14 protein-coding genes, 1 tRNA gene and 5 pseudogenes are annotated in these 21,913 nt (G+C 68.5%); 13 read left to right on the plus strand and 7 right to left on the minus strand.

The genetic code is table 11. The features are described 5' to 3' along the window. Positions 1 to 9: 9 nt before the first annotated feature. Positions 10 to 707: pseudogene (locus ACHMXE_RS18165) on the minus strand (amino acid ABC transporter permease). Positions 708 to 926: 219 nt separating this feature from the next. Continuing rightward, positions 927 to 1,755 (minus strand): annotated as a pseudogene (locus tag ACHMXE_RS18170) (ABC transporter substrate-binding protein). 201 nt (positions 1,756 to 1,956) lie between these two features. Between ACHMXE_RS18170 and fabV the strand changes: the two are divergent. The 4 genes and pseudogenes from fabV to ACHMXE_RS18190 all read left to right on the plus strand — a co-directional run bounded on the left by fabV (position 1,957) and on the right by ACHMXE_RS18190 (position 7,050). After that, positions 1,957 to 3,159, plus strand: coding sequence for an enoyl-ACP reductase FabV (gene fabV / locus ACHMXE_RS18175; protein WP_208509389.1), 1,203 nt, complete (start codon positions 1,957 to 1,959; stop codon positions 3,157 to 3,159). A gap of 3 nt (positions 3,160 to 3,162) precedes the next feature. Further along, positions 3,163 to 3,582 carry a group II truncated hemoglobin gene (locus tag ACHMXE_RS18180; protein WP_203202549.1) on the plus strand — a complete coding sequence of 140 codons (420 nt, stop codon included), beginning with the start codon at positions 3,163 to 3,165 and terminating at the stop codon, positions 3,580 to 3,582. Positions 3,583 to 3,610: 28 nt separating this feature from the next. Beyond that, positions 3,611 to 4,835 (plus strand): annotated as a pseudogene (locus ACHMXE_RS18185) (NAD(P)/FAD-dependent oxidoreductase). 151 nt (positions 4,836 to 4,986) lie between these two features. Then, on the plus strand, positions 4,987 to 7,050 hold the full coding sequence (locus ACHMXE_RS18190) for a bifunctional 2',3'-cyclic-nucleotide 2'-phosphodiesterase/3'-nucleotidase (protein WP_395350477.1): 2,064 nt from the start codon (positions 4,987 to 4,989) through the stop codon (positions 7,048 to 7,050). 33 nt (positions 7,051 to 7,083) lie between these two features. On the opposite strand, the gene ACHMXE_RS18195 is transcribed toward ACHMXE_RS18190, so the two are convergent. Both ACHMXE_RS18195 and radC read right to left on the minus strand, forming a co-directional pair. Continuing rightward, the gene (locus ACHMXE_RS18195) at positions 7,084 to 7,779 is read right to left on the minus strand and encodes a Smr/MutS family protein (RefSeq protein ID WP_296778747.1); all 696 of its coding nucleotides are present in this window, start codon (positions 7,777 to 7,779) and stop codon (positions 7,084 to 7,086) included. Continuing rightward, a pseudogene (gene radC / locus ACHMXE_RS18200) lies at positions 7,779 to 8,457 on the minus strand (DNA repair protein RadC). Before radC ends, ACHMXE_RS18195 begins: the two are co-directional and overlap by 1 nt. 107 nt (positions 8,458 to 8,564) lie before the next feature. On the opposite strand from radC, the gene ACHMXE_RS18205 reads away from it, so the two are divergent. From ACHMXE_RS18205 to ACHMXE_RS18225, 5 genes and pseudogenes are all read left to right on the plus strand, one after another. Further along, positions 8,565 to 9,017 (plus strand): peptidylprolyl isomerase, encoded by a 453-nt coding sequence (locus ACHMXE_RS18205; protein ID WP_395350479.1) that lies wholly within the window; start codon positions 8,565 to 8,567, stop codon positions 9,015 to 9,017. Between the two features lie 31 nt (positions 9,018 to 9,048). Beyond that, entirely contained in the window at positions 9,049 to 10,017 is a 969-nt protein-coding gene (gene ispH / locus ACHMXE_RS18210) for a 4-hydroxy-3-methylbut-2-enyl diphosphate reductase (protein WP_093340807.1), read from the plus strand. 11 nt (positions 10,018 to 10,028) lie between these two features. After that, a pseudogene (locus tag ACHMXE_RS18215) lies at positions 10,029 to 10,980 on the plus strand (threonine/serine dehydratase). Between the two features lie 50 nt (positions 10,981 to 11,030). Next, positions 11,031 to 12,362, plus strand: coding sequence for a serine--tRNA ligase (gene serS, locus ACHMXE_RS18220; RefSeq protein ID WP_395350482.1), 1,332 nt, complete (start codon positions 11,031 to 11,033; stop codon positions 12,360 to 12,362). An 81-nt stretch (positions 12,363 to 12,443) separates the two neighbouring features. Then, positions 12,444 to 12,533 (plus strand) — tRNA-Ser (locus ACHMXE_RS18225). A gap of 140 nt (positions 12,534 to 12,673) precedes the next feature. Here ACHMXE_RS18225 and ACHMXE_RS18230 read toward each other — a convergent pair. After that, the gene (locus ACHMXE_RS18230; RefSeq protein ID WP_395350484.1) at positions 12,674 to 14,629 is read right to left on the minus strand and encodes an alpha/beta hydrolase domain-containing protein; all 1,956 of its coding nucleotides are present in this window, start codon (positions 14,627 to 14,629) and stop codon (positions 12,674 to 12,676) included. A 224-nt stretch (positions 14,630 to 14,853) separates the two neighbouring features. After that, entirely contained in the window at positions 14,854 to 15,828 is a 975-nt protein-coding gene (locus tag ACHMXE_RS18235) for a LysR family transcriptional regulator (protein ID WP_395350486.1), read from the minus strand. A 246-nt stretch (positions 15,829 to 16,074) separates the two neighbouring features. On the opposite strand from ACHMXE_RS18235, the gene ACHMXE_RS18240 reads away from it, so the two are divergent. The 3 genes from ACHMXE_RS18240 to ACHMXE_RS18250 all read left to right on the plus strand — a co-directional run bounded on the left by ACHMXE_RS18240 (position 16,075) and on the right by ACHMXE_RS18250 (position 19,249). Beyond that, on the plus strand, positions 16,075 to 17,145 hold the full coding sequence (locus tag ACHMXE_RS18240; RefSeq protein ID WP_395350488.1) for a hypothetical protein: 1,071 nt from the start codon (positions 16,075 to 16,077) through the stop codon (positions 17,143 to 17,145). A gap of 180 nt (positions 17,146 to 17,325) precedes the next feature. Next, positions 17,326 to 18,591, plus strand: coding sequence for a glutamate carboxypeptidase (locus tag ACHMXE_RS18245; protein WP_395350490.1), 1,266 nt, complete (start codon positions 17,326 to 17,328; stop codon positions 18,589 to 18,591). Between the two features lie 73 nt (positions 18,592 to 18,664). Next, positions 18,665 to 19,249 carry a TetR/AcrR family transcriptional regulator gene (locus ACHMXE_RS18250; RefSeq protein ID WP_395350492.1) on the plus strand — a complete coding sequence of 195 codons (585 nt, stop codon included), beginning with the start codon at positions 18,665 to 18,667 and terminating at the stop codon, positions 19,247 to 19,249. 304 nt (positions 19,250 to 19,553) lie between these two features. Here ACHMXE_RS18250 and ACHMXE_RS18255 read toward each other — a convergent pair whose 3' ends face one another. Further along, a complete protein-coding gene (locus ACHMXE_RS18255; RefSeq protein WP_395350494.1) occupies positions 19,554 to 20,411 on the minus strand; it encodes a LysR family transcriptional regulator in 858 nt (285 codons plus the stop codon). Positions 20,412 to 20,505: 94 nt separating this feature from the next. Between ACHMXE_RS18255 and ACHMXE_RS18260 the strand changes: the two genes are divergently transcribed. Continuing rightward, positions 20,506 to 21,828, plus strand: coding sequence for an aspartate aminotransferase family protein (locus ACHMXE_RS18260; protein WP_203202481.1), 1,323 nt, complete (start codon positions 20,506 to 20,508; stop codon positions 21,826 to 21,828). The last annotated feature ends 85 nt before the right edge of the window (positions 21,829 to 21,913 follow it).

Here is a 21,913-nt window from a genome sequence, read left to right on the forward strand (position 1 = left end):
CCGTGCGCATCACAGCGTCCTCACCGGGAAGCGGTGGTGGTACCAGGTCGCGAGCGCCGTGATGGCGAGCGAGACCGTGAGGTAGGCCGCGCTCGCGAAGGCGAAGGACTCGAAACTGCGGAAGGTCGCGCTCTCGACCTGGCCGGCCTGGTACATGAGTTCGGCCACGCCGATCACGGTGGCGATCGAAGTGTTCTTCCACAGGCTCAGGGTCTGCGAGATCAGCGGGCGGCACGGTCACGCGCAGCGCCTGCGGCAGCACCACGCGGCGCATCGTCGCGAGCCAGCCGAAGCCCAGTGCCCGGCCGGCCTCGAACTGCACCGCGGGGATCGAGCGGATGCCGCTGCGCATGTCCTCGGCCATGAAGGCGGCCGTGTAGAGCGACAGCGCGACGATCGCGCTGTAGGCCTCGATGTGGCCCGCGTAGAGCCATTGCTTCACGCCTTCGGGCAGCAGCTCGGGCGCGCCGAAGTACCAGAACAGCATGTGGGCCAGCAGCGGGATGTTGCGGATCGATTCCACGTAGGCGAAGCCGAGCCAGCGCAGCGGCGCCAGCGGCGAGAGCCGCAGCATGGCCACCACGAGCGCGATCGGCAGCGCGCACACCAGCGAGGCCGCGAGCAGCTGCAGCGACAGCCACAAGCCCGCGACGAGCATGTCGTGGTACTCTGCCGGTCAGCAGCAAGGAATAGTCGAACAGGGGCATGGGGGCGACAGTATCGCTGCCGCGAGAGGAGTCCGCCCACTACCCGGGAGCGTGGCGGGCAATGGGGCGGCTGCCGAATGCGGACAGCCGGACGCAGAGGACGCGAAGGTGACGCGAAGAGCGCGAAAGAAAACCTGGAAGACTTTCTTTCTCTTTTTCGCGTCCTTTGCGAAACCTTCGCGTCCTCTGCGTCCGGTGGCCCGATCCCGATCTGGGAGATCAGTCGATCTTGTCGCTCTCGAACTTGAAGTCGCGGGTCTGGAAGCCCGAGGCGGTGTTCGGGCCGTACCACTTCACGAAGATCTTCTCGGCCTCGCCCGACTTCTCGAGCTCGCGCAGCGTGTCGTCCACCACCGCCTTCAGGCCGCTCTCGCCCTTCTTGATGCCGATGGCCAGCGCCTCGGTGCTGAGGTTCTGCTTGAGCACCACGTACTGGGCCTTCTGCGGGCCGAGCTTGGCGTAGCTGCGCAGCAGCGCGGCCTCGTCGTCGACGTAGCCCACGCCCTTGCCCTGCTGCAGCGCCTGGAAGGCCTGCTGGCTGGTGTCGAAGGTCACGACCTCGGCCGTGGGCACGGCCTTGCGGATGTTGGGTTCCTGGGTGCCGCCGCGGATGGTCAGCACCTTCTTGCCGCCGAGTTGCGATACCTCGGCGATGCCGCTGTCCTTCTTCACGATCGCCTTCTGGCCGGTCACGAAGGTGGTCAGCGAGAAGTCGATCTGCGCCTCGCGTTCCTTGTTGTGCGTGAGGCCGGCGGCGACCAGGTCGACGTGGCCCTGCTGCAGCTCGGGAATGCGCGCGGCCACGGCGATCTGCTTGAGCGTGGTCTTCACGCCGATCTTCTTGGCGATGGCGTTGGCGAGGTCGACCTCGTAGCCCACGATCTGGCGCGTCTTGGGGGTCGATGAAGGTGGCGGGCTCGTCGGTGCCGAGCACGCCGACCACGAGTTCGCCCTTCTTCTTGATGTCGGCCAGCTGGTCGGCGTGGGCCACGGTGCCCGCGAGCAGGGCGGAGGCGGCGAGGGCCGCGGCGAGGATGTTCAGGCGCATGTGTTTCTTCTCCTTCTGTGAATGCAAGGGCGGCACCATATCAACAAAACTTCGGTTCATTAAATGGTCAATCCATATATGTACATGGCCGCATGGGAATGAACGTGCGGTAAATTCGCGCCCGCGCGCCCGTCAAGAGACCGGTGCCCGGCGCCTCGCGCGCCACCCGTCCTTTTCCTTTCCCAGACTGCCTTCCTCCCCATGATCATCCAACCGCGCGTGCGTGGCTTCATCTGCGTCACGACCCATCCCGTCGGCTGCGAGGCCAATGTCCGGCAACAGATCGAGCACGTGCGGGCCCAGGGCCCGGTCGCGGGCGCGCCGAAGCGGGTGCTGGTGATCGGTGCCTCCACCGGCTATGGCCTCGCGGCGCGCATCGTCGCGGCCTTCGGCGGCGGCGCCGACACGCTGGGCGTGTTCTTCGAGCGCGCCGGCAGTGCCACCAGGACCGGCACGCCCGGCTGGTACAACACGGCCGCCTTCGAGCGCCTCGCCACGGCCGAGGGCCGCTATGCGAAGAGCATCAACGGCGACGGCTTCTCCGATGCGGTGAAGCAGCAGGTGATCGAGACCATCCGCCAGGACCTGGGCCAGGTCGACCTCGTGGTCTACAGCCTCGCGGCGCCGCGGCGTACCCATCCGAAGACCGGCCAGGTCTTCAACTCCACCCTCAAGCCCATCGGCCAGGCGGTGAGCCTGCGCGGCATCGACACCGACAGCGGCACGGTCAAGGAGACCGTGCTCGAGCCGGCAACGCAGGAGGAGATCGACAACACGGTGGCCGTGATGGGCGGCGAGGACTGGCAGCTGTGGATCGACGCGCTGCACGAAGCCGGCGTGCTGGCCGAGGGCGCGAAGACCACGGCCTTCACCTACCTCGGCGAGAAGATCACGCAGGACATCTACTGGAACGGCTCGATCGGCGCGGCCAAGAAGGACCTCGACCGCACCGTGCCCGCGATCCGCGCGAAGCTCGCGGCCCATGGCGGCGGCGATGCGCGCGTGGCGGTGCTCAAGGCCGTGGTCACGCAGGCCAGCTCGGCGATCCCGATGATGCCGCTGTACCTCTCGCTGCTGTTCAAGGTGATGAAGGAAGAGGGCACGCACGAGGGCTGCATCGAGCAGGTCGACGGCCTGTTCCGCGAAGGCCTCTACGGCAGCGCGCCGCCGCTCGACGAGGAAGGCCGGCTGCGCGCCGACCGCAAGGAACTCGCGCCCGCGGTGCAGGCGCGCGTGCTCGAGCTCTGGCCGCAGGTCACGAGCGAGAACCTGCAGGCGCTGACCGACTTCGCGGGCTACAAGGCCGAGTTCCTGCGCCTGTTCGGCTTCGGCATCGAGGGCGTGGACTACGCGGCCGATGCCAATCCCGACGTGCCGATCCCCGGCCTCGTGCAGGTGGGCTGAGCGATGCAGATCCAGGACAAGCCGCCCTTCGACACGCCCTTCGAATGGATCGGCGGCGAGGAAAAAGTGCGCGCGCTGGTCGAGCGCTTCTACGACCTGATGGACCTCGAGCCCGGCTACGCGCAGTTGCGCGCGGTGCACGGCAGCGACCTCGACAACGCACGCCAGCGGCTGTTCTGGTTCCTCTGCGGCTGGCTCGGCGGCCCCGCTTACTACACCGACCGCTTCGGCCACCCGATGCTGCGCGCGCGCCACCTGCCGCAGAGCATCGGCGGCCACAGCATCGGCATCAAGGAACGCGACCAGTGGCTGGCCTGCATGGACCAGGCCATGGGCGAGACCGAGGTGCCCGAGGACCTGCGCGCGCGGCTGCGCGACTCCTTCTTCAAGACCGCCGACTGGATGCGCAACCGCGCCGGCTGAGCACAACGACCTTCGAAAGACTCACTTCATGAATTCCATCGTCATCATCGGCGGCGGCCACGCGGCGGCCCAGTTGTGCGCCGGCCTCGCCGAAGCGGGGCAGGGCGCGCGCGTGCACCTGGTCTGCGAGGAGGCCTGCGAGCCCTACCACCGTCCGCCGCTGTCGAAGGCCTTCCTCAAGAGCGCCGACGAAGCCACGCAGCCGCACAAGGCGGCCGACTGGTACCGCGAGGCCGGCATCACGCTGCACCTGGGCGATGCCGCCGTGGCCATCGACCGCGAGGCGCGCAACGTCACCCTGCGTTCGGGCGCGGTGCTGCCGTGGGAATCGCTGGTGCTGGCCACCGGCACGCGCGCGCGCCGGATCGCCGCGCTCTCGCACGAGTTGGTCAATGTCGCGAGCCTGCGCGCGGCCGACGAGGCGCATCGCCTGCGCGCGCGGCTGGCCGAGGCGCAGCGCGTCACGGTGCTCGGCGGCGGCTTCATCGGCCTCGAGGTCGCGGCCACCGCCAAGGCGCTCGGCAAGGAGGTGCAGGTGATCGAGACGCGCGCCGCGCCTGCTGGGCCGCGCGGTCTCGCCTGAGCTCTCGGCGCACGTGCTGGCCACGCACCGCGCCGCCGGCATCGACATCGTGCTGGGCGCGACCGCCGACGGCTTCGAGGTCGAGGGCGACCGGCTGGTGTCGCTGCGCGTGAACGGCGCGCAACAGCCGGTCGACCTGCTGCTGCTGGGCATCGGCGCGGTGCCCGAGACCGCGCTCGCGCAGGCCGCGGGCATCGAATGCGCCGACGGCATCGTGGTCGACGAGCACATGCAGACCAGTGCGGCCGGCGTGCTCGCGGTCGGCGACTGCACGCGCTTCCCCGACCGGCGCGCGGGCCGCGCGCTGCGGCTCGAGTCGGTGCAAAACGCCAACGACCAGGCGCGCACCGCGGTTGCGACGCTGCTGGGCACGGCGCGCGCGCACGACGTGGTGCCATGGTTCTGGTCCGACCAGGGCGGCATGCGGCTGCAGATGGTGGGCCTGGTGCCGGCCGAGGGCACGGCGGGCCATGTCACGGTGCGCCGCGCGGGACCGAAGCCCGACGCCTTCTCGCTGTTCCACTACGTCGACGGGCAACTCGCGTGCGTGGAATCGGTGAACGCGCCGGTCGATCACATGATGAGCCGCAAGCTGCTCGACGCGGGCCGCAGCCCCGACCCCGCGGCGATCGCGGACGCTGCGGTACCACTTAAGAATCACCTCGCGTAAACATCCGGTCACGGCTTGTCGCAACGCGGCTGCATTTCAGGATTCATTCACCGGACTGTCACTTCGGCTTCGGAGACTGGTCTTCCTTGAACAGGAGGGAGACCTTTCGATGAAGCCACGCGCAAACACCCGCTTTCCACGCACCGCGTCCATGACCGCCTGTGCCGCACTGATCGCCACCGCCATGCTGAGCGCATGCGGCGGCGGCGATGGCGGCGGCGGCGTGTTCCTGCCGGTGCCGCCGCCCGCGCCGGCGCCCGCCCCCGCGCCGATCGCGGCCGGCACGCGCGCCACCGTCGCGCTGCTCGAGACCACCGACCTGCACTTCAACGTGCGCAGCTACGACTACTTCAAGCTCGCCGAGGACAAGTCCTATGGCTACGAGCGCACCGCCACGCTGATCGCGGCCGCGCGCAAGGAGTTTGCGAACACGCTGCTGTTCGACAACGGCGACACCATCCAGGGCACCGCGCTGGCCGACTACGAGGCGCTGGTGAGCCGCATCCCGTGCACCCAGCCGCTGTCGATGTACAAGGCGATGAACGCCGCCGGCTTCGATGCCGGCACGCTGGGCAACCACGAGTTCAACTACGGCCTCGACTTCCTCAACCAGGCCATCGGCGGCGGCCTCGACGTCGAGGGCGTGGACGGCACGAAGAAGTGCGCCGGCCCGAACTTCCCGCTGGTGCTGGCCAACGTGCAGAGCGTGAAGAGCGGCAAGCCGCTGCTCGCGCCCTACACCATCGTCAACAAGCGCTTCACCGCCACCGCGCCCGACGGCTCGCGCGTGACGGTGCCGCTGAAGGTCGGCGTGATCGGCTTCACCACGCCGGGCATCATGAACTGGGACAAGCGCTATCTCGAGGGCAAGCTGCGCACCGAGGGCGCGGTGGAAGCCGCCACGCGCTACATCCCCGAGCTGCGCGCCAAGGGCGCCGACATCGTGGTCGCGCTGCAGCACGGCGGCCTCGACGCCGCGGCCTACACGCCGACCATGGAGAACCCGGGCCTGCACCTGTCGAAGGTGCCCGGCATCGACGCGCTGCTGATGGGCCACCAGCACGGCGTGTTCCCCGACCGCGGCGCCAACCCCGGCTTCAAGCAGCCGGGCGTGGACAACGCCGCCGGCACCGTGAACGGCGTGCCGGCCGTGATGCCGAGCTCGTGGGGCAAGGCGCTGGGCGTGATCAAGCTCGAGCTGTCGTGGGACGGCAAGGCCTGGGTGATCGACAAGAGCAAGACCGCGGTCGAGGCGCGCTCCACGCAGACCGGCAAGGACGACGCGGGCAAGGCGGTCTACGTCGATGCCGACCCGGCCATCGCGCCGCTGATCGAGACCCAGCACCAGGCCGCGATCGACTACGTGAAGACGCCGATCGGCAGCACCGACTTCCGCATGAACACCTACTTCGCCGACGTCGGCGACCCGGGCGCGATCCAGATCGTGAACCAGGCCCAGGCCGACTACGTGAAGAGCTACATCCAGGCCAACCTGCCGCGGTACGCGAGCCTGCCGGTGCTGTCGGTCAGCGCGCCCTTCAAGTCGGGCTACGAGGGCGGCCGCGACTACACCGACGTGGCCGTGGGCAACCTCGCGATCTTCAACGCGGCCGACCTCTACCTGTACCCGAACACCGTGTACGCGGTGAAGGTCACGGGCGCCGAGATCAAGGCCTGGCTCGAGGCCGCGGCCAAGCGCTTCAACAAGATCAGCACCACGGCCACGGCCGACCAGCAGCTGATCGGCAGCTTCCCGGGCTACAACTTCGACATGTTCACCACGCCCGACGTGCAGTACGAGATCGACGTGACGCAGGAGGTCGGCAGCCGCATCCGGAACCTCACCTACCTGGGTGCGGCCATCGATCCGGCCAAGGAGTTCGTGATCGCCACCAACAACTACCGCGCCACCAGCGGCGCGAGCTTCATCCCCGCGCTCGACGGCCGCGCGACGATCTACGCCTCGCCCGATGCCAACCGCGACGTGCTGATCGCCTACGTGAAGGCGAAGAAGACCATCACGCGCGCGGCCAACGGCGCAGCGCGCAGCTGGCGCTTCACCAAGGCCGCGACGGCCGGCAATGTGGTGTTCACCTCGGGGCAGGGCCAGCTCGCGTCGGCGACGGCGGCGGGGCTGGACAACGTCTCGCTGCTGACGGCGGACGATGGGAGCGGGAAGGGGCGCTCGGTCTACAAGCTCGATCTGAGCAAGTGAGGGGGGTGGCTTCCTCCTGCCGGAGGGAGCCGCTCAGCGCTTGACGGGGGCCAGCAGCACCACCAGCGCCCCGGCCCCGCCCTCGGCCGGCTTGGCCTGCACGAAGGCCAGCACCTCGTTCTTCTGGATCAGCCAGCGCTGCGTCTTGGTCTTGAGCACCGGCTGCTTGCCCGGCGAGCCCAGGCCCTTGCCGTGCACCACGCGCACGCAGCGCAGGCCCTGCTTGTGCGCGTTGCGGATGAAGCCGCCGAGCGCCTCGCGCGCCTCGTCGCTGCGCAGGCCGTGCAGGTCGACCTGGGCCTGGATCGTCCAGTCGCCCTTGCGCAGTCGCGCGGTCACGTCGGTGCCGATGCCGGGGCGGCGGAAGCTCATGGCGTCGTCGACGTCGAGCAAGGTGGTGACGTCGAACTCGTCGGACAGCGATTCGCGCAGCACGCGCTGCTCGTCGAGCTGGTGCTGCACCGGGATCGGTGCCGGCGGCTCGGGCGCGAGCGGCACGGTGCGCGTCTTCTGGCGCAGCGGCTCGGTGGCGCCGACGGCGCGCGCGAACAGGTCCTTTTCGGCCGCGCGCTTGCGCTCGGCCACGGCGCGGGCCGCGGCCTCGGCCGCCTCGCGCTCGCGGGTTTCGGCGAGCTGGCGCTGCACCTGCTTGAGGTCGGCCAGGTTCTTCAGGCTCTTGGGCGCTGGCGCCGGCGCGGCGCCGGGGGAGGGCGGACGTGCGGCGGCCATCAGAGCAACCCCTGTTCGGCCATCGAGAAGCTGCGGCCCACGCCCACGATCACGTGGTCGAGCACGCGCACGTCGACCAGCGAGAGCGCGGCGCGCAGCGTCTGCGTGAGGGCTTCGTCGGCGCGCGAGGGTTCGATGCTGCCGCTCGGATGGTTGTGGGCCAGCACCACCGCGGCCGCATGGTGGTGCAGCGCGCGCAGCACCACCTCGCGCGGATAGACGCTGGTCTGGGGTCAGCGTGCCGCGGAACAGCTCCTCGAGCACGATCAGCCGGTGCTGCGCGTCGAGGAACAGCACCGCGAACACCTCGTGCGGGCGCGTGCCGATGTGCATCTGCACGTACTGCCGCACGGCCTCGGGCGCGTCGAGCACGGTGCGCTGCGAGAGCTGCTCGGCCATGGCGCGGCGCGCGAGCTCGAGCACCGCGATGAGCTCGGCGCGCTTGGTGGCGCCGCCCATGCCGCGCACGCCGCGCAACTGCTCGGGGCTGGCCTGCAGCAGGCCCGCGAGGCCGCCGAAGCGCTCGTGCAGCTCCTGCGCGAGCTGCAGCACGTTCTTGCCGGCCACGCCGGTGCGCAGCAGCAGCGCGAGCAGCTCGGTGTCGGCCAGCGCGGCGGCGCCACGCGCGATGAGCTTCTCGCGCGGGCGGGCATGTTCGGGGAGATCCTTGAAAGCCATGGAGAGCCTGCTAAACCTTGAACGGGGCGGGTGGAAGCGCCCGTCCTTAAAATGCAGCCCAGTTTATCGGGACACCCGTCTTGTCTTTGTCAACCATTGCTGCCTCCATGTCCCAAACGCCCCACGTCGTCACCCCCGGCTCCTTCCTGACCCTGCACTACCGGCTGTCCGGGCCCGCGGGCGACATCATCAACACCTTCACCGACAAGCCCGCCACGCTGTCGCTGGGTACCGGCGAGCTGTCGCCGGCGGTCGAGCAGCGCCTGCTGGGCCTCGAGGAGGGCGCCCACGCCACCTTCGAGCTGCCGGCCGGCGAGGCCTTCGGCGAGCGCAATCCCGAGATGCAGCAGTGGGTCGCGAAGAAGCTGCTGGCGCAGATCGGCGACCCCGACGAGCAGTACGCCGTGGGCGACGTGGTGCAGTTCCCCACGCCCGACGGCACCGGCAGCTATGCCGGCGCGGTGATCGAGTCCAACGAGACCGGCGTGCGCTTCGATTTCAACCATCCGCTCGCAGGCCAGCCCGTGACCTTCGAAGTGCAACTGATCGGGGTGTTGTGATGGCGCGCGGCACCGCGGCCGGGGAGGCACGATGAACGAAGGCATCGAGGAAGTCATCCTCGCCGAGCCGCGCGGCTTCTGCGCCGGCGTGGACCGCGCGATCGAGATCGTCGAGCGCGCCATCGCCAAGTTCGGCGCGCCGATCTACGTGCGCCACGAGATCGTGCACAACACCTACGTGGTCAACGAGCTCAAGTCCAAGGGCGCGATCTTCATCGAGGAGCTGTCGGACGTGCCGCCCGGCGCCACGCTGGTGTTCAGTGCGCACGGCGTGAGCAAGGCGGTGGAGCAGGAGGCGCGCGACCGCGGCTTCGAGATCTTCGACGCCACCTGCCCGCTGGTGACCAAGGTGCACGTCGAGGTCGCCAAGCTCGCCAAGGAAGGCTACGAGTTCATCATGATCGGCCACAAGGGGCATCCCGAGGTCGAGGGCACGATGGGCCAGCTCTCGAGCGGCATCCACCTGGTGGAAGACGTGGAAGACGTGGCGCGCGTCGCGCCGGGCCAGACCGAGAAGCTCGCGGTGGTCACGCAGACCACGCTGAGCGTGGACGACGCGGCCGAGATCGCCGCCGCGGTGCGTGCGCGCTTTCCGGCCGTGCGTGAGCCCAAGCAGCAGGACATCTGCTACGCGACCCAGAACCGCCAGGACGCGGTGAAGATCATGAGCCCGCAGGTCGACCTCGTGATCGTGGTCGGCAGCCCCACCAGCTCCAACAGCAACCGCCTGCGCGAGCTGGCCCAGCGCCTGGGCACCGAGAGCTACATGGTCGATTCGGCCGACGAGCTCCAGCCCGAATGGTTCGAGGGCAAGACCCGCATCGGCCTGACCGCCGGCGCCTCGGCGCCCGAGGTGCTGGTGCGCGAGGTGATCGAGCGCGTGCGCGCGTTCGGCGCGGTCTCGGTGCGCAAGATGGACGGCATCGAGGAAACCATCAAGTTCCCGCTGCCCAAGGGCCTCAAGCTGGCCGACATTCCTCCTCCTGGACACATCTCTTGACCGCTGCTGCAATCACCGAATGGCGCTCCGAAATCGATAGCGCCTGGCAACGCCTGAACGAACGCTCGGGCCACTTCCTGCGCCAGACCCCGCTGTGGAAGCTGCCCGCGGCGGCGCTCGGCGTCGCGGCGCCCGGGGCCGAGGTCTGGCTCAAGCTCGAGCACCTGCAGGTCAGCGGCAGCTTCAAGGCGCGCGGCATGATGAACCGGCTGCTGGCCAACGGCATCCCCGAGAGCGGCGTGATCGTCGCCTCGGGCGGCAATGCCGGCATCGCCACCGCCGCCGCGGCGCGCGCGCTCGGCGTGCGCTGCGAGGTCTACCTGCCCGGCGTCTCGCCCGAGGCCAAAGCGCGCGCGCCTGCGCGCGCTGGGCGCCGAGGTGGTGGTGGTCGGCCAGCTCTATCCCGATGCGCTGGCCGCCTGCCTGGCGCGCCAGGCCGAAACCGGCGCCCTGCTGACCCATGCCTACGACCAGCCCGAGGTGGTGGCCGGCGCCGGCACGCTGGGCCGCGAGATCGAGGCCCAGGGCGGCCTGCCCGATGCCGTGCTCGTGAGCGTGGGCGGCGGCGGCCTGATCGGCGGCCTCGCCGGCTGGTTCGAGCAACGCGCGCGCGTGATCGCGCTCGAGCCCGAGGGCGCGCCCACGCTGTTCCGGGCCCGCGAGGCCGGCGCGCCGGTCGACGTCGAGGTCGGCGGCATCGCGGCCGATTCGCTGGGCGCGCGCCGCATCGGCGCCATCGCCTGGGACATCGCGCAGCGCCACGTCGCCGATGCGCTGCTGCTGTCCGACGAGGCGATCCGCGCCGCGCAGCAGTGGCTGTGGAAGGAAATGAAGCTGGCCGTCGAACCGGCCGCCGCGCTGCCGCTGGCCGCGCTGCACAGCGGCGCCTGCGTGCCGCGCGCGGGCGAGAAGGTCTGCCTGATCGTCTGCGGCGCCAACGTCGATCCGGCCACCGTCGGCTGAACCAGCCCCGCGCGGGGCGGGGTGCCGGCTGGCCCACCTAAAATCGGGCGATGCTCGACATCACCCTGCTCCGCAAAGACCTGGCCGCCGCCGTGGCCGGCCTCGAAAAACGCAAGAAGAACCAGCCCTACCTCGACGTCTCGGCCTTCACCGCGCTCGAAGCCGAGCGCAAGACGCTGCAGACCCGCACCGAGGAGATCCAGGCGCGCCGCAACACGCTGAACAAGCAGATCGGCCCGCTCAAGGCCAAGGGCGAGTCGGTCGACGCGCTGATGGCCGAGGTCAACGCGCTCAAGGGCGAGCAGGAATCGCAATCGAAGCGCCTCGACGAGATCCAGCCCGAGCTGCAGGCGCTGCTGCTGGCCGTGCCCAACCTGCCGCACGCCAGCGTGCCGCTGGGCGAGGACGAGAGCGGCAACGTCGAGCAGCGCCGCTGGAGCCCGCAGGGCGGCGTCGGCGCCTCGGCCACGCCGCTGGGCTTCGCGCCGAAGGACCACGTCGACCTGGGCGCGCCGCTCGGCCTCGACTTCGAGATGGGCGCCAAGCTCTCGGGTTCGCGCTTCACCGTCATGAAGGGCCCGATCGCGCGGCTGCATCGCGCGCTTGCCCAGTTCATGCTCGACATCCAGACGCAGCAGCACGGCTACACCGAGTGCTACGTGCCCTACATCGTCAATGCCGCCACCCTGAGCGGCACCGGCCAGCTGCCCAAGTTCGAGGGCGACCTGTTCGCCGCCAAGAAGGGCGGCCAGGACGGCGAGCCCGCGCCCGACCTGTCGGCGCTCTACCTGATCCCGACCGCCGAGGTGCCGCTCACGAACTTCGTGCGCGACGAGGTCGTGCCCGAGGCGCAGCTGCCGATCCGCCTCACGGCCCACACCCCGTGCTTCCGCTCGGAAGCCGGCAGCGCGGGCCGCGACACCCGCGGCATGATCCGCCAGCACCAGTTCGACAAGGTCGAGATGGTGCAGGTCGTGCATCCCGAGAAGAGCTACGAGGCGCTCGAGCAGATGACCGGCCATGCCGAGGTGGTGCTGCAGACGCTCGAGCTGCCGTACCGCGTCGTGCTGCTGTGCACCGGCGACATGGGTTTCGGCTCGACCAAGACCTACGACCTCGAGGTCTGGCTGCCGGCGCAGGACACCTACCGCGAGATCAGCTCGGTCTCGAACTGCGAGGCCTTCCAGGCGCGCCGCCTGCAGGCGCGCTTCAAGAACGCCCAGGGCAAGAACGAGCTGGTGCACACCCTCAACGGTTCGGGCCTGGCGGTCGGCCGCACCCTGGTCGCGGTGCTCGAGAACCACCAGAACGAGGATGGCTCGATCAACGTGCCGAAGGCGCTGCGGCCCTACCTGGGCGGCACCGAGGTGCTGCGCGGCTGACGAAAAAACGACAGGAAAATCGCGGCACGGGATGGATGTGTCGATTTTCCTGGGTATAATCGCAGGCTCGACAGAGCGACCGGAGAGGTGGCAGAGTGGTCGAATGTACCTGACTCGAAATCAGGCGTACTAGCGATAGTACCGAGGGTTCGAATCCCTCCCTCTCCTCCAGAAATGGCCCCGCAAGGGGCTATTTTTTTGCCTGTTCGCCATCGGAAACCAGGCAGGCGTGGCCCCCGTCACCAAGAAGAGGCGCCCGAAGAACACGTTCAGGGAGAGCCGGCCGCCGATGGCCGTCGCCGGCCTCGGCGTCACACGGCAGGCAACCCGTCCATCACCAGCTTCACGCCATCCGCGAGTTCCTTGGCGCTGACATCCGAGACCTTGCCGGCCTTGCGCAACGCTTCCACGCCGTCGGCATAGCCCTTCAAGTCGTTGCGAATCGAGTCGTAGACAAACTGCGAGCCACTGCTCTTGTCCGCGAGTGCCACGTTCTTCGCGATGCGGGCCGCCCGATCCATGTAGGCGTCGAGTTGATCCGGGGTGGTCCAGAGATAGAAGTAGGTGATCTCCAGCAGATCCTGCGCGGCCATGTAGGCCGCGGTGTTCTCCGGCCGTGTCGTTCCTCCATCGAATTCAAGTTGATCCGCCACGAATTTCGTGTGCTTGGCATCCTCGGGAACCAGGATGCCGGCCTTCACGCTGTCATCGATCGCCAGCGAGACCAGATCGGTGTAGCGCCGGCGGGACGGGTAGAGCTGCTCCGTGTAGGCCGGAGAGAAGGGGTAGTAGCTGCCATAGAGGCTGCAGAACGTGCCGCCCTCGCCGCCGGGCCTGGCGCTGTTGCCGGTGCCGGCGTTCCATGCGGTGGGAACCAGCATCTCGGGAAGGCGCACGCCGCCCTGCGAGTTCTTGTCCTCGTGGCCAGGGTCGGTGTCCCGGACGATCGTGGTGCCGCTGGTGAGGATCGCCGGCATGCGCGGCGGGTTGTAGGAGGGGTTGTCCATCCACTTGACGAGATGGTCGTAGACGGCATTGGTCACGTGCTGGACGGGCACGCGCGGATGGACCGGGTAGACGCAATCGACACCCGTGAGCGGCCAGTCGTCGCGTGCGGCGAGCGGCCGGGAATTCAGCGCGGTGCGTCGTCCCGAGTGGGTGGCGCCAGCGACTTCCCAGCTGCGGTAGTTGCCTGCTTCATCGTTGCCCGTCGGGCGAGAGGCCACCTGGCCGGCGACATCGGTCTCGGAGATCACCTTCCAGACCGGAACGGCGAGGTTCCGGTTGAGGTACCCGCCCGCGATGTAGACCATGTAGGAGTCGATCGGACCCTGGTTGTCGGGTGTGCGTGCGTTGCCATAGATCGGATCCAGGCTGTTGACGATCCGTTGCAGGTAGCCGCCCGACTGCGACACGCCGGTGACGATCATTTTCTTGGCCCGCAGCGGGCCCAGGGGATTGATGCCCTTCCCGGGGTACCGGATGGCCTGCAGCGCCTGCAGGAAGACGTCGTGGGAGATCGCATTGCCCAATGTGCTGGAGCCGCCGCCCACATCGAGCGAGTCGTAGCGCCCGCTGAAGCCGTCGGCCTTCGCGCTCCACTTCTTCAGTTGATTGACGCCCACGGGCTGGGCCGAGATGCCCACATAGACATAGCCCTCGCGAATCATGTGCTCGAACCCGGAGCCCCACAGGGCATCGAGGTCGTAGCCCGCGGTGACGTTCTGCCACTCGGCGATCACCGTGCCATTGAACTTGTCCGCCGCCGCCGGGCGGCGCACGAGGATGCGCGTCTTGTAGCGGTTGCCGGTCGTCGCCACGGTGGCCGGCACGCCGACCGTCGTGGCGCTGTTCGCGGCGCTGTACGACGCGGGAAAGTTGTAGGTGTTCGCGTTGCCCTCGATGAAGTATTCCTCTTCGACGTAGCCGACGGCCGCCAGGTTGTGCATGGTGGCCAGCCATGGGTAGTCGTGTTCCTTGTGTCCCTGCGCCGTACCCGGCATCGCCCCCTTCGCGATGGGGCCCGTCACGACCGGGTTGGGCACCTTCGACGTGGTGGCTTCCGGTTGCGGTTCGACCTCCGGTTGCGTCTCGGGCTGGGGCTGCGGTTGCGTCTGCACCGGGGGAATGAAGGGAACGTTGCCGGAGCCGCCGCTGCCGCCGCAGCCCGCGATCAGCGCGCCAACGGCCATGCCGACAATGCCCAGCCTCGGACTCCAATGGAACGGCGCCGATCGCGCACCGGATCCTGCAATCTGTCTCTGCATCGATGTCTCCTTGAAACTGAATGAAATGCGGTGCGTTCGATCCAACGCCGTATGCATCCGAATCAGTCTAGGAAGCGGTCGCGCGACGCGCTTGTATGCAGTTGTCATGCGGTCTAAGGAATTTCCCCAGGCAAGACTCGAGGGGACCACGATCCTTCCGCTTCGCCATCCGCTCGAAGCACGCGCTGATTTTTTCCAGCGATGCCTCTCGCTCGGTCCCCGAGCTACGTCTGGGCAGGCAACCCGAGCTCCGCCCGCATGCCCGAAACCCGCCGCACATAGAACTCCACGAAGGCCCGGATCCGCATCGGCATGTGTTCGCGGCTGGGATAGCAGAGGAAGTGCGCCCGCCCCTGGGGCGCATGGGCATCGAGGCAACGGACCAGGCGGCCGGCGCGCAGATCCTCGGCGACCTGGTAGCCCGCGACCTGGGCGATGCCCAGGCCATCCCGCAGGGCGCCCACCACCAATTCCGGATCGCTGTAGATCCGGCTGCCCTTCGGCATGAGCTTGCGCACCCGGCGAGCGCCGCTATCGTCCCCCGCGGGCGGCTCCATGAACTCCCATTCGTACAGTCCTCCCGATCCGAGACGGAACTGGATGCACGCGTGGCGCTCGATGTCCTCGAGCGTTTCGGGCAGGCCGTGGCGCGCGGCGTACGCGGGCGATGCGCACACCATCATCTCCATGGGCGCGAGCTGGCGCGCGATGATGCTGCTGTCGGCGAGGCGGCCGTTGCGGAAGCTGAGGTCGATGCGGTCGGCGGTGAAATCGGTGATCCGGTCGTCGAGGATCAGTTCGACATCGATGCCGGGATGCAGCCTGTAGAAATCGGCCAGCAGCGGACCGACGATCCGGCGGCCGAAGCCGATCGTGGAGCACACGCGCAACTGCCCGCGCGCAGGCCCGTCCTGCAGCTCGTGCACCTGCTGCATCGCCTGCATGATCTGCTCGACGCCCGGGCGGCTGAGCTCGTAGAACATCTCGCCCTCGGGCGTGAGCGCGACATTGCGCGTGGAGCGCTGCAGCAGCCGCGTCTTCATCTGGGTCTCGAGCCGCTGCACGTTGCGGCTCACGGCCGAGCGACCGAGGCCCAGGCGGTGGCCCGCCTTCATGAAGCTCAGTTCCTCGGCGACCGCCATGAACGACAGCACGCCGGTGTAGCTGGCGGCCAATCCGGAGGCCAGGGCATCGGGCATCGAAAGGGTGGGGGCGGGGTTCTTCATGGTCGATGGGTCGGGTGGAGCGGCGCGGGGGAAAGCGGGCCGGCGAGGGCGCCAGCGCATCATGGGCCACGGGCATGCCGACGTCGGTGCGCGTTCGCACACATCGGCGCGTCGCGGCCGGGCATTGGTGATCAAAGCTGGACATGGGATTGCCTTCGGGCATGCCAATTCATGCCAGGGTGACTCCTACGATGACCGTTTCAGACGGATCTCATCGCCATGGCGCTCGCCCTTCATCGCCCCGTTCTTTCCGCTTCCAGGTCGGACCTCGCCTGGTCATGGTTGCCGCCGTTCGCCGCGGTGCTCGCCTATCCGCATCTGCTCGCGGCGTTCTACCAACGCTTCAATGCACAGGACGGCAATCCGGTGCTCGCCGTGTTCGCCATGGCATCGGCCTTCGCGGTCAGCGCACTGGGATTCGCTTTCGCGTGGCGGCTGGGACACGCGCCGCATCCGACGGTGCGCTCGCTGAGCGCGCGCCGCTTCGCGTACCTCACGGTGGCGGCGCCGCCGCTGTTCACGTTCATGGGGGTGCTGCTGTACCTGATGAAGATCGAGGGCGCGGATGCGGCGGTCTGGACCGGGCTGTGGACGGCCGCGGCGGCATGGGTCGCGATGCTGCAACTCACGCGGCGCTCCGACGTGGACGCCGTCGATGAAGCCGGTGCCCCGGCAGGCATGCAGGCCACGCGCGGACTCGCGGCATTGCGAGTCACCCACGGCATCTCGGCGGCCGCGCTGATCGTCGCCTTCCTCGCGCCCCACCTGTTCAACCATCTCGTCGCCTGGCTGGGCGACCACGCGCACCAGTCGCTGATGCTCCAGTTGCGCAAGCTCTATCGCCATGCCTGGATCGAACCCGCGTTGCTGCTCGCGATGGCGTTCCAGCTGCTCTCGGGCTTGGCGCTGTGGTTGCCGAAGACGCGCAGGAAGGCGAATCTCTTCGATGTGCTGCAACTGGCATCGGGCATCTACCTGACTTTCTTCGTGGCCTCGCATGTCAACTCGGTGTTCGTGCTGGCCCGGCATTTCGGCATCGACACCAACTGGGCCTGGGCCGTGAGCGCGCCGGCCGGGCTGACGGGCGACGCATGGAGCGTGCGGCTGATTCCCCACTACGCGATCGCGGTGTTCATGCTGCTGGGACACCTGGCCTGCGGCCTGCGCGTCGTCCTGCTCGGACATGGCGCGAGCGAGGCCAGGGCAGGGCGCTGGACCTGGATCGCACTGGCGGCGTCGACGGCCGTCGCGGTCGCCATTTCGGCGGCGATGCTGGGCGCCCGGTGGTGAGCGTGCTCATCGGCGTGTCGATTGCAAAGCCATCGAATTCTTTACCTGATTCCAATTAATAAATAGCGAAAGAATAATTTCTCCGAAATAGCAAAAACATTGACCCGGATTCGCCGCATTCATAGCATCGCCACCGCTATTGCAGCGACTCCAATATTTTTGCTGATCAAGGGGGAAGAGATGACATTAAGATCGATGATCATTAATTTGACATTGCTGCTCGCAATTGTCACCAGCGGCTGTTCGGACGGCAATGCGAACGCGTTCTTCTACAGCAGCACGCTGGACCAGAGAACGAAGGACGAACAGCCCGCGGTGCTCAAGACGCTCGAGGAATTGGTCGGTATCGAAAGCGGCACCAATGACGCGATCGGGATTCCCGAAATGGGCAATTACCTCGAACTGCGTCTCAAGGCACTCGGTGCCGAGGTCTCGAGGACCCCCGCCACCAACGGCGTGGTCGGCGACATCATCGTCGGCCAACTCAAGGGCAGCGGCGGCCGGCATATCCTGATGATGGCGCACATGGACACGGTCTATGTGCGCGGCTCGCTGGCCAAGGCGCCATTCCGCATCGAAGGCGACCAGGTTCTCGGCGCCGGCATTGCCGATGCCAAGGGCGGCATCGCGACCATCCTGCATACGCTGGCCTTGTTGAAGGCGCAGAACTTCCAGCAATTCGGCACCATCACCGTGATGTTCAACACCGACGAGGAAAAGGGCTCGCTCGGGTCGAACGAATTGATCCAGAAGCTCGCGGCGCAGAGCGACATCGTGCTGTCGTACGAAACCGGCTTCATCTACGAGGGCCAGGAGTTCTTCGTCACCGGCACCTCGGGCGTGGCGGTCGTGGAGGCACGGGTTCACGGCAAGGCGTCGCATGCGGGAGCCGCGTCTCCGACGGCGGTGAATTCCATGACCGAGGCCGCGGACCTGATCCTGCGAACCCAGGACCTGCAGGACCCGCAGCAGGAGCGGCTGTTCAACTGGACGACCATCAAGGGCGGCAGCGCCACCAACATCATTCCGGACCTCACCGTCGTCTCGGCCGACATGCGCTATGGCCGCAACGAGGATCTTCCGCTGCTGGAGGCCGCGCTCGCCGAGCGTGCGCAGAAGAAGCGCCTCGAAGGAGCGCGCATCGATCTCCAGGTCACGCGCCTCATCCCGCCGTACAACGCCACGGACGCCGCCCGGGGCGTGATGAACAAGGCCGTCGCCATCTACGCCGAAGTGGGCGCGAAGCTGGTGGCCGCCAACGTGCGCACCGGTGGCGGCTCGGACGCGGGCTGGGCCGCGCTCTCGGGCAAGCCGGTGCTCGAGAACCTGGGCCTGCCCGGCGGTAACCAGCATGCCGATGCCGGCGAGTACGTACTGGCCTCGTCCATCCCGCGCCGGCTCTATCTGTCGGCGCGCCTGGTCTCGGAACTCGGGCAGGGACTCTGAGCGAGAATCGAGGTCTACCGATTCAGTCGATTACCAACCGATCCGGTAAGCGCCTGCGATAGACTGCGAGCCGATGCCCAAGCCCACCCGCTCCCAGATCGACGCCGAGATCATCGACCGCGCCGCGGGCCTGTTCGCCAAGCACGGCTTCGCCCACACCTCGCTCCAGCAGATCGCGGACGCGGTCAACTATTCGAAGGCCGGGCTGCTGCATCACTTCCCGAGCAAGCAGGCGATCTACGACGCGGCGCTGCAGACCTGCCGCGAGCAGGCGCAGGCGCTGGTCGATGCGGTCGAACACCTGCCGCCGGGGGCGGCGCGCGAACGCGTGGTGGTGGAGGCCTCGGTCGACCAGACCTACGAGTGGCCCGGCGTGTCGGCGCTCGCAAACCGGCTCGCCGACAACGGCAAGGGCACCGATCCCGCGCTGACCGAGATGGCGTTGATGGTCTACAAGGCGCTCGGCATCGATCTGCAGACCACCACCATGGAGCGCATCGTGCGCGTGACGAGCGCGCTCTCGGGCCTGGGTGCCTCGGCGATGGTCGCGGCCCACGTGGGACTGCAGCGCGAATGGCGCACGCCCATCGTCGACGCGGCCATGGACGCGCTCGGCCATGGCGGCAAGCCGCGGCGTGCGGCGCGCAAGCGCGCCTAGTCTTCCGGCCCGCAGCGGCGCCTCAGAGGCCGCCGATCAAGCCGCTGAGCTTCGGCGCGAACACGCCATAGCCCATGCTCACCGACACGCGCAATTCGGGCATGAAGGCCGCGAAGGACACGCCGACCCGGCCAGCCCGCCGACCACCAGACCGAGCACGGCGAGCGCTCTCCCGTGCTGCTTGAGGACCGACAGGGTGGCGTGGAGGAAGGTCAATGCGGTGTTCCTTGGGGATGGAGCACCGTATTATCAACCAATTCGGTTGGACTTCAACCATTTCGGTCGAAGATGAAGGGCGCGCCTCTCAGGCCGCGGGCAGAAACTTCCTCACATGCGCCGCGAAGGCGGCCGTCAGGGCGCTCGGTGCCTCGCGCGCCACCGCCAGCGTGACGCCCACGCCCGGCAGTTCGGGAAAGCCGTCGTCCGCGTCGAGGATCCGCAGGTCCTCGGGCACGGCGGTGCGCGTGAGCACGGTCACGGCCTGGCCCGAGCGCGCCATGCCCACCAGCCCCGAGAGGCTGCTGCTCGCATAGGCGAGCCGGTAGGCGCGGCCCGCGGCCTCGAGCGCGCGCCGCGGCAGGAGGTGGTCGAGCGCATCGGGCGCGCCGAGCGCGAGCGGCAGCGGGTCGAGGGCGACGGCGGCGCTGCCGTGCTGCGCGACCCACACCAGCGGCTCGTGCCGGATCACTTCGGTGCCCGCGGCATCGGCGGCCACCGACACCAGCGCGAGGTCGATCGCATGCCGCGCCAGCAGCTCGTGCAGCCGCGGCGTGGGCGCGCACATCACCTCGAGCTGCACCCCCGGGTGCAGGTTCGCGAAGCCCCGCAGCAGGTAGGGCAGGAACACGACCGCGTAGTCGTCGGGGCAACTGAAGCGCAGCACGCCCGACAGCTGCTGTCCGCGCAGTTCGGCCAGTGCCTCGTCATGCCGGCGCAGCAGTTCGTTGGCGCGCACCAGCAGGCGTTCGCCGGTCGCGGTGAGGGTGACGCCACGGCCGGTGCGGTGCAGCAGCGGCTGCGCGACGATGCCTTCGAGCTTCTGCATCTGCATGCTCAGCGCCGACTGCGTGCGGCCCACGCGCAGGGCCGCCTGGCCCAGCACGCCGGTCTCGGCGATGGCGACGAAGCTGCGCAGCAGGTCGATGTCCAGCGATTGGCTCACGGCATGAGTTCCCTTGATAGCTGATCTCAAAACAATTCGCTTCCACGCGCGCGGGGCGCCGCGTAACGTGGGCATTTTGATCGGGAAGCACCCCATGAGCAGGAACGACGACCCCCAGTTCTGGCAACAGGCACAGCGCCATCTCGTGCGCTACGGCGGCAGCTTCGAGCCGCTGATCATCGAGCGCGCGCAGGGCTGCTTCGTCTACGACGCCGACGGCCGCGCCATCCTCGACTTCACCTCGGGCCAGATGAGCGCGCTGCTCGGGCATGCGCATCCCGAGATCGTCTCGGTGGTGTCGGAGCACGTGCGCACGCTCGACCACCTGTTCAGCGGCATGCTGTCGCGCCCGGTGGTGGCGCTGGCCGCGGAGATCGCGCGCCATGCGCCCGGCGCGCTCGAACGCTGCCTGCTGCTGAGCACCGGCGCCGAATCGAACGAGGCGGCGCTGCGCATGGCCAGGCTGGTGACCGGCGGCCACGAGGTGGTGGCCTTCACGCAGTCGTGGCACGGCATGACCGGCAGCGCGGCGGCCGCGACCTACAGCGCGGGCCGCAAGGGCTACGGCCCGGCGGCGGTCGGCTCGTTCGCGATCCCGGCGCCCAATGCCTACCGGCCGCGCTTCGCCACGAAGGAGGGCGAACTCGACTGGCGCCGCGAGCTCGACGACGGCTTCGAGCAGATCGATCGCCAGTCGACCGGCGCGCTCGCGGCCTTCATCGCCGAACCCATCCTCAGCAGCGGCGGCATCCTCGAGCTGCCGCCGGGCTACATGGCGGCGCTCAAGAAGAAGTGCGAGGAGCGCGGCATGCTGCTGATCGTCGACGAGGCGCAGACCGGCGTGGGCCGCACCGGCCTGATGTTCGCGTGCGACCGCGACGGCGTGGCGCCTGACATCCTGACCCTGTCGAAGACCCTGGGCGCTGGCCTGCCGCTGGCCGCGATGGTGACCACCGCCGCGATCGAGGACGAGGCCCATGCGCGCGGCTTCCTGTTCTACACCACGCACGTCTCCGATCCGCTGCCCGCGGCGGTCGGCCTGAAGGTGCTCGAGGTGGTCGAGCGCGACGGCCTGGTCGAGCGCGCGCGCGTCGCGGGCGAGCGGCTGCAGCAGGGGCTGCGACGGCTGCAGGCGCGCCACGAATGCATCGGCGACGTGCGCGGGCGCGGCCTGCTGCTGGGCCTCGAGGTGGTCAAGAGCCGCGACACGCGCGAGCCGGCCTTCGAACTCGGCGAGGCCGTCACGCGCGAGTGCATGAAGCTGGGCCTGAGCATGAACATCGTGAAGCTGCCCTCGATGGGTGGCGTGTTCCGCATCGCGCCGCCGCTGACGATCAGCGACAGCGAGATCGACCTTGGCCTCGAACTGCTCGACAAGGCCATCGCCACGGCGGTGCGTTTGCAGCGGCCTTCCTGAGCGACGGTCGTGGCATTCAGCCCGGCTTAAGTTTCGCGAACGATACTGGCTTCGACGGTCTTTCGGCGTTGGTAGAGGTCGCTTC

It is taken from the genome of Variovorax sp. UC122_21 (genome assembly GCF_044056785.1).
Lineage (GTDB): Bacteria > Pseudomonadota > Gammaproteobacteria > Burkholderiales > Burkholderiaceae_C > Variovorax.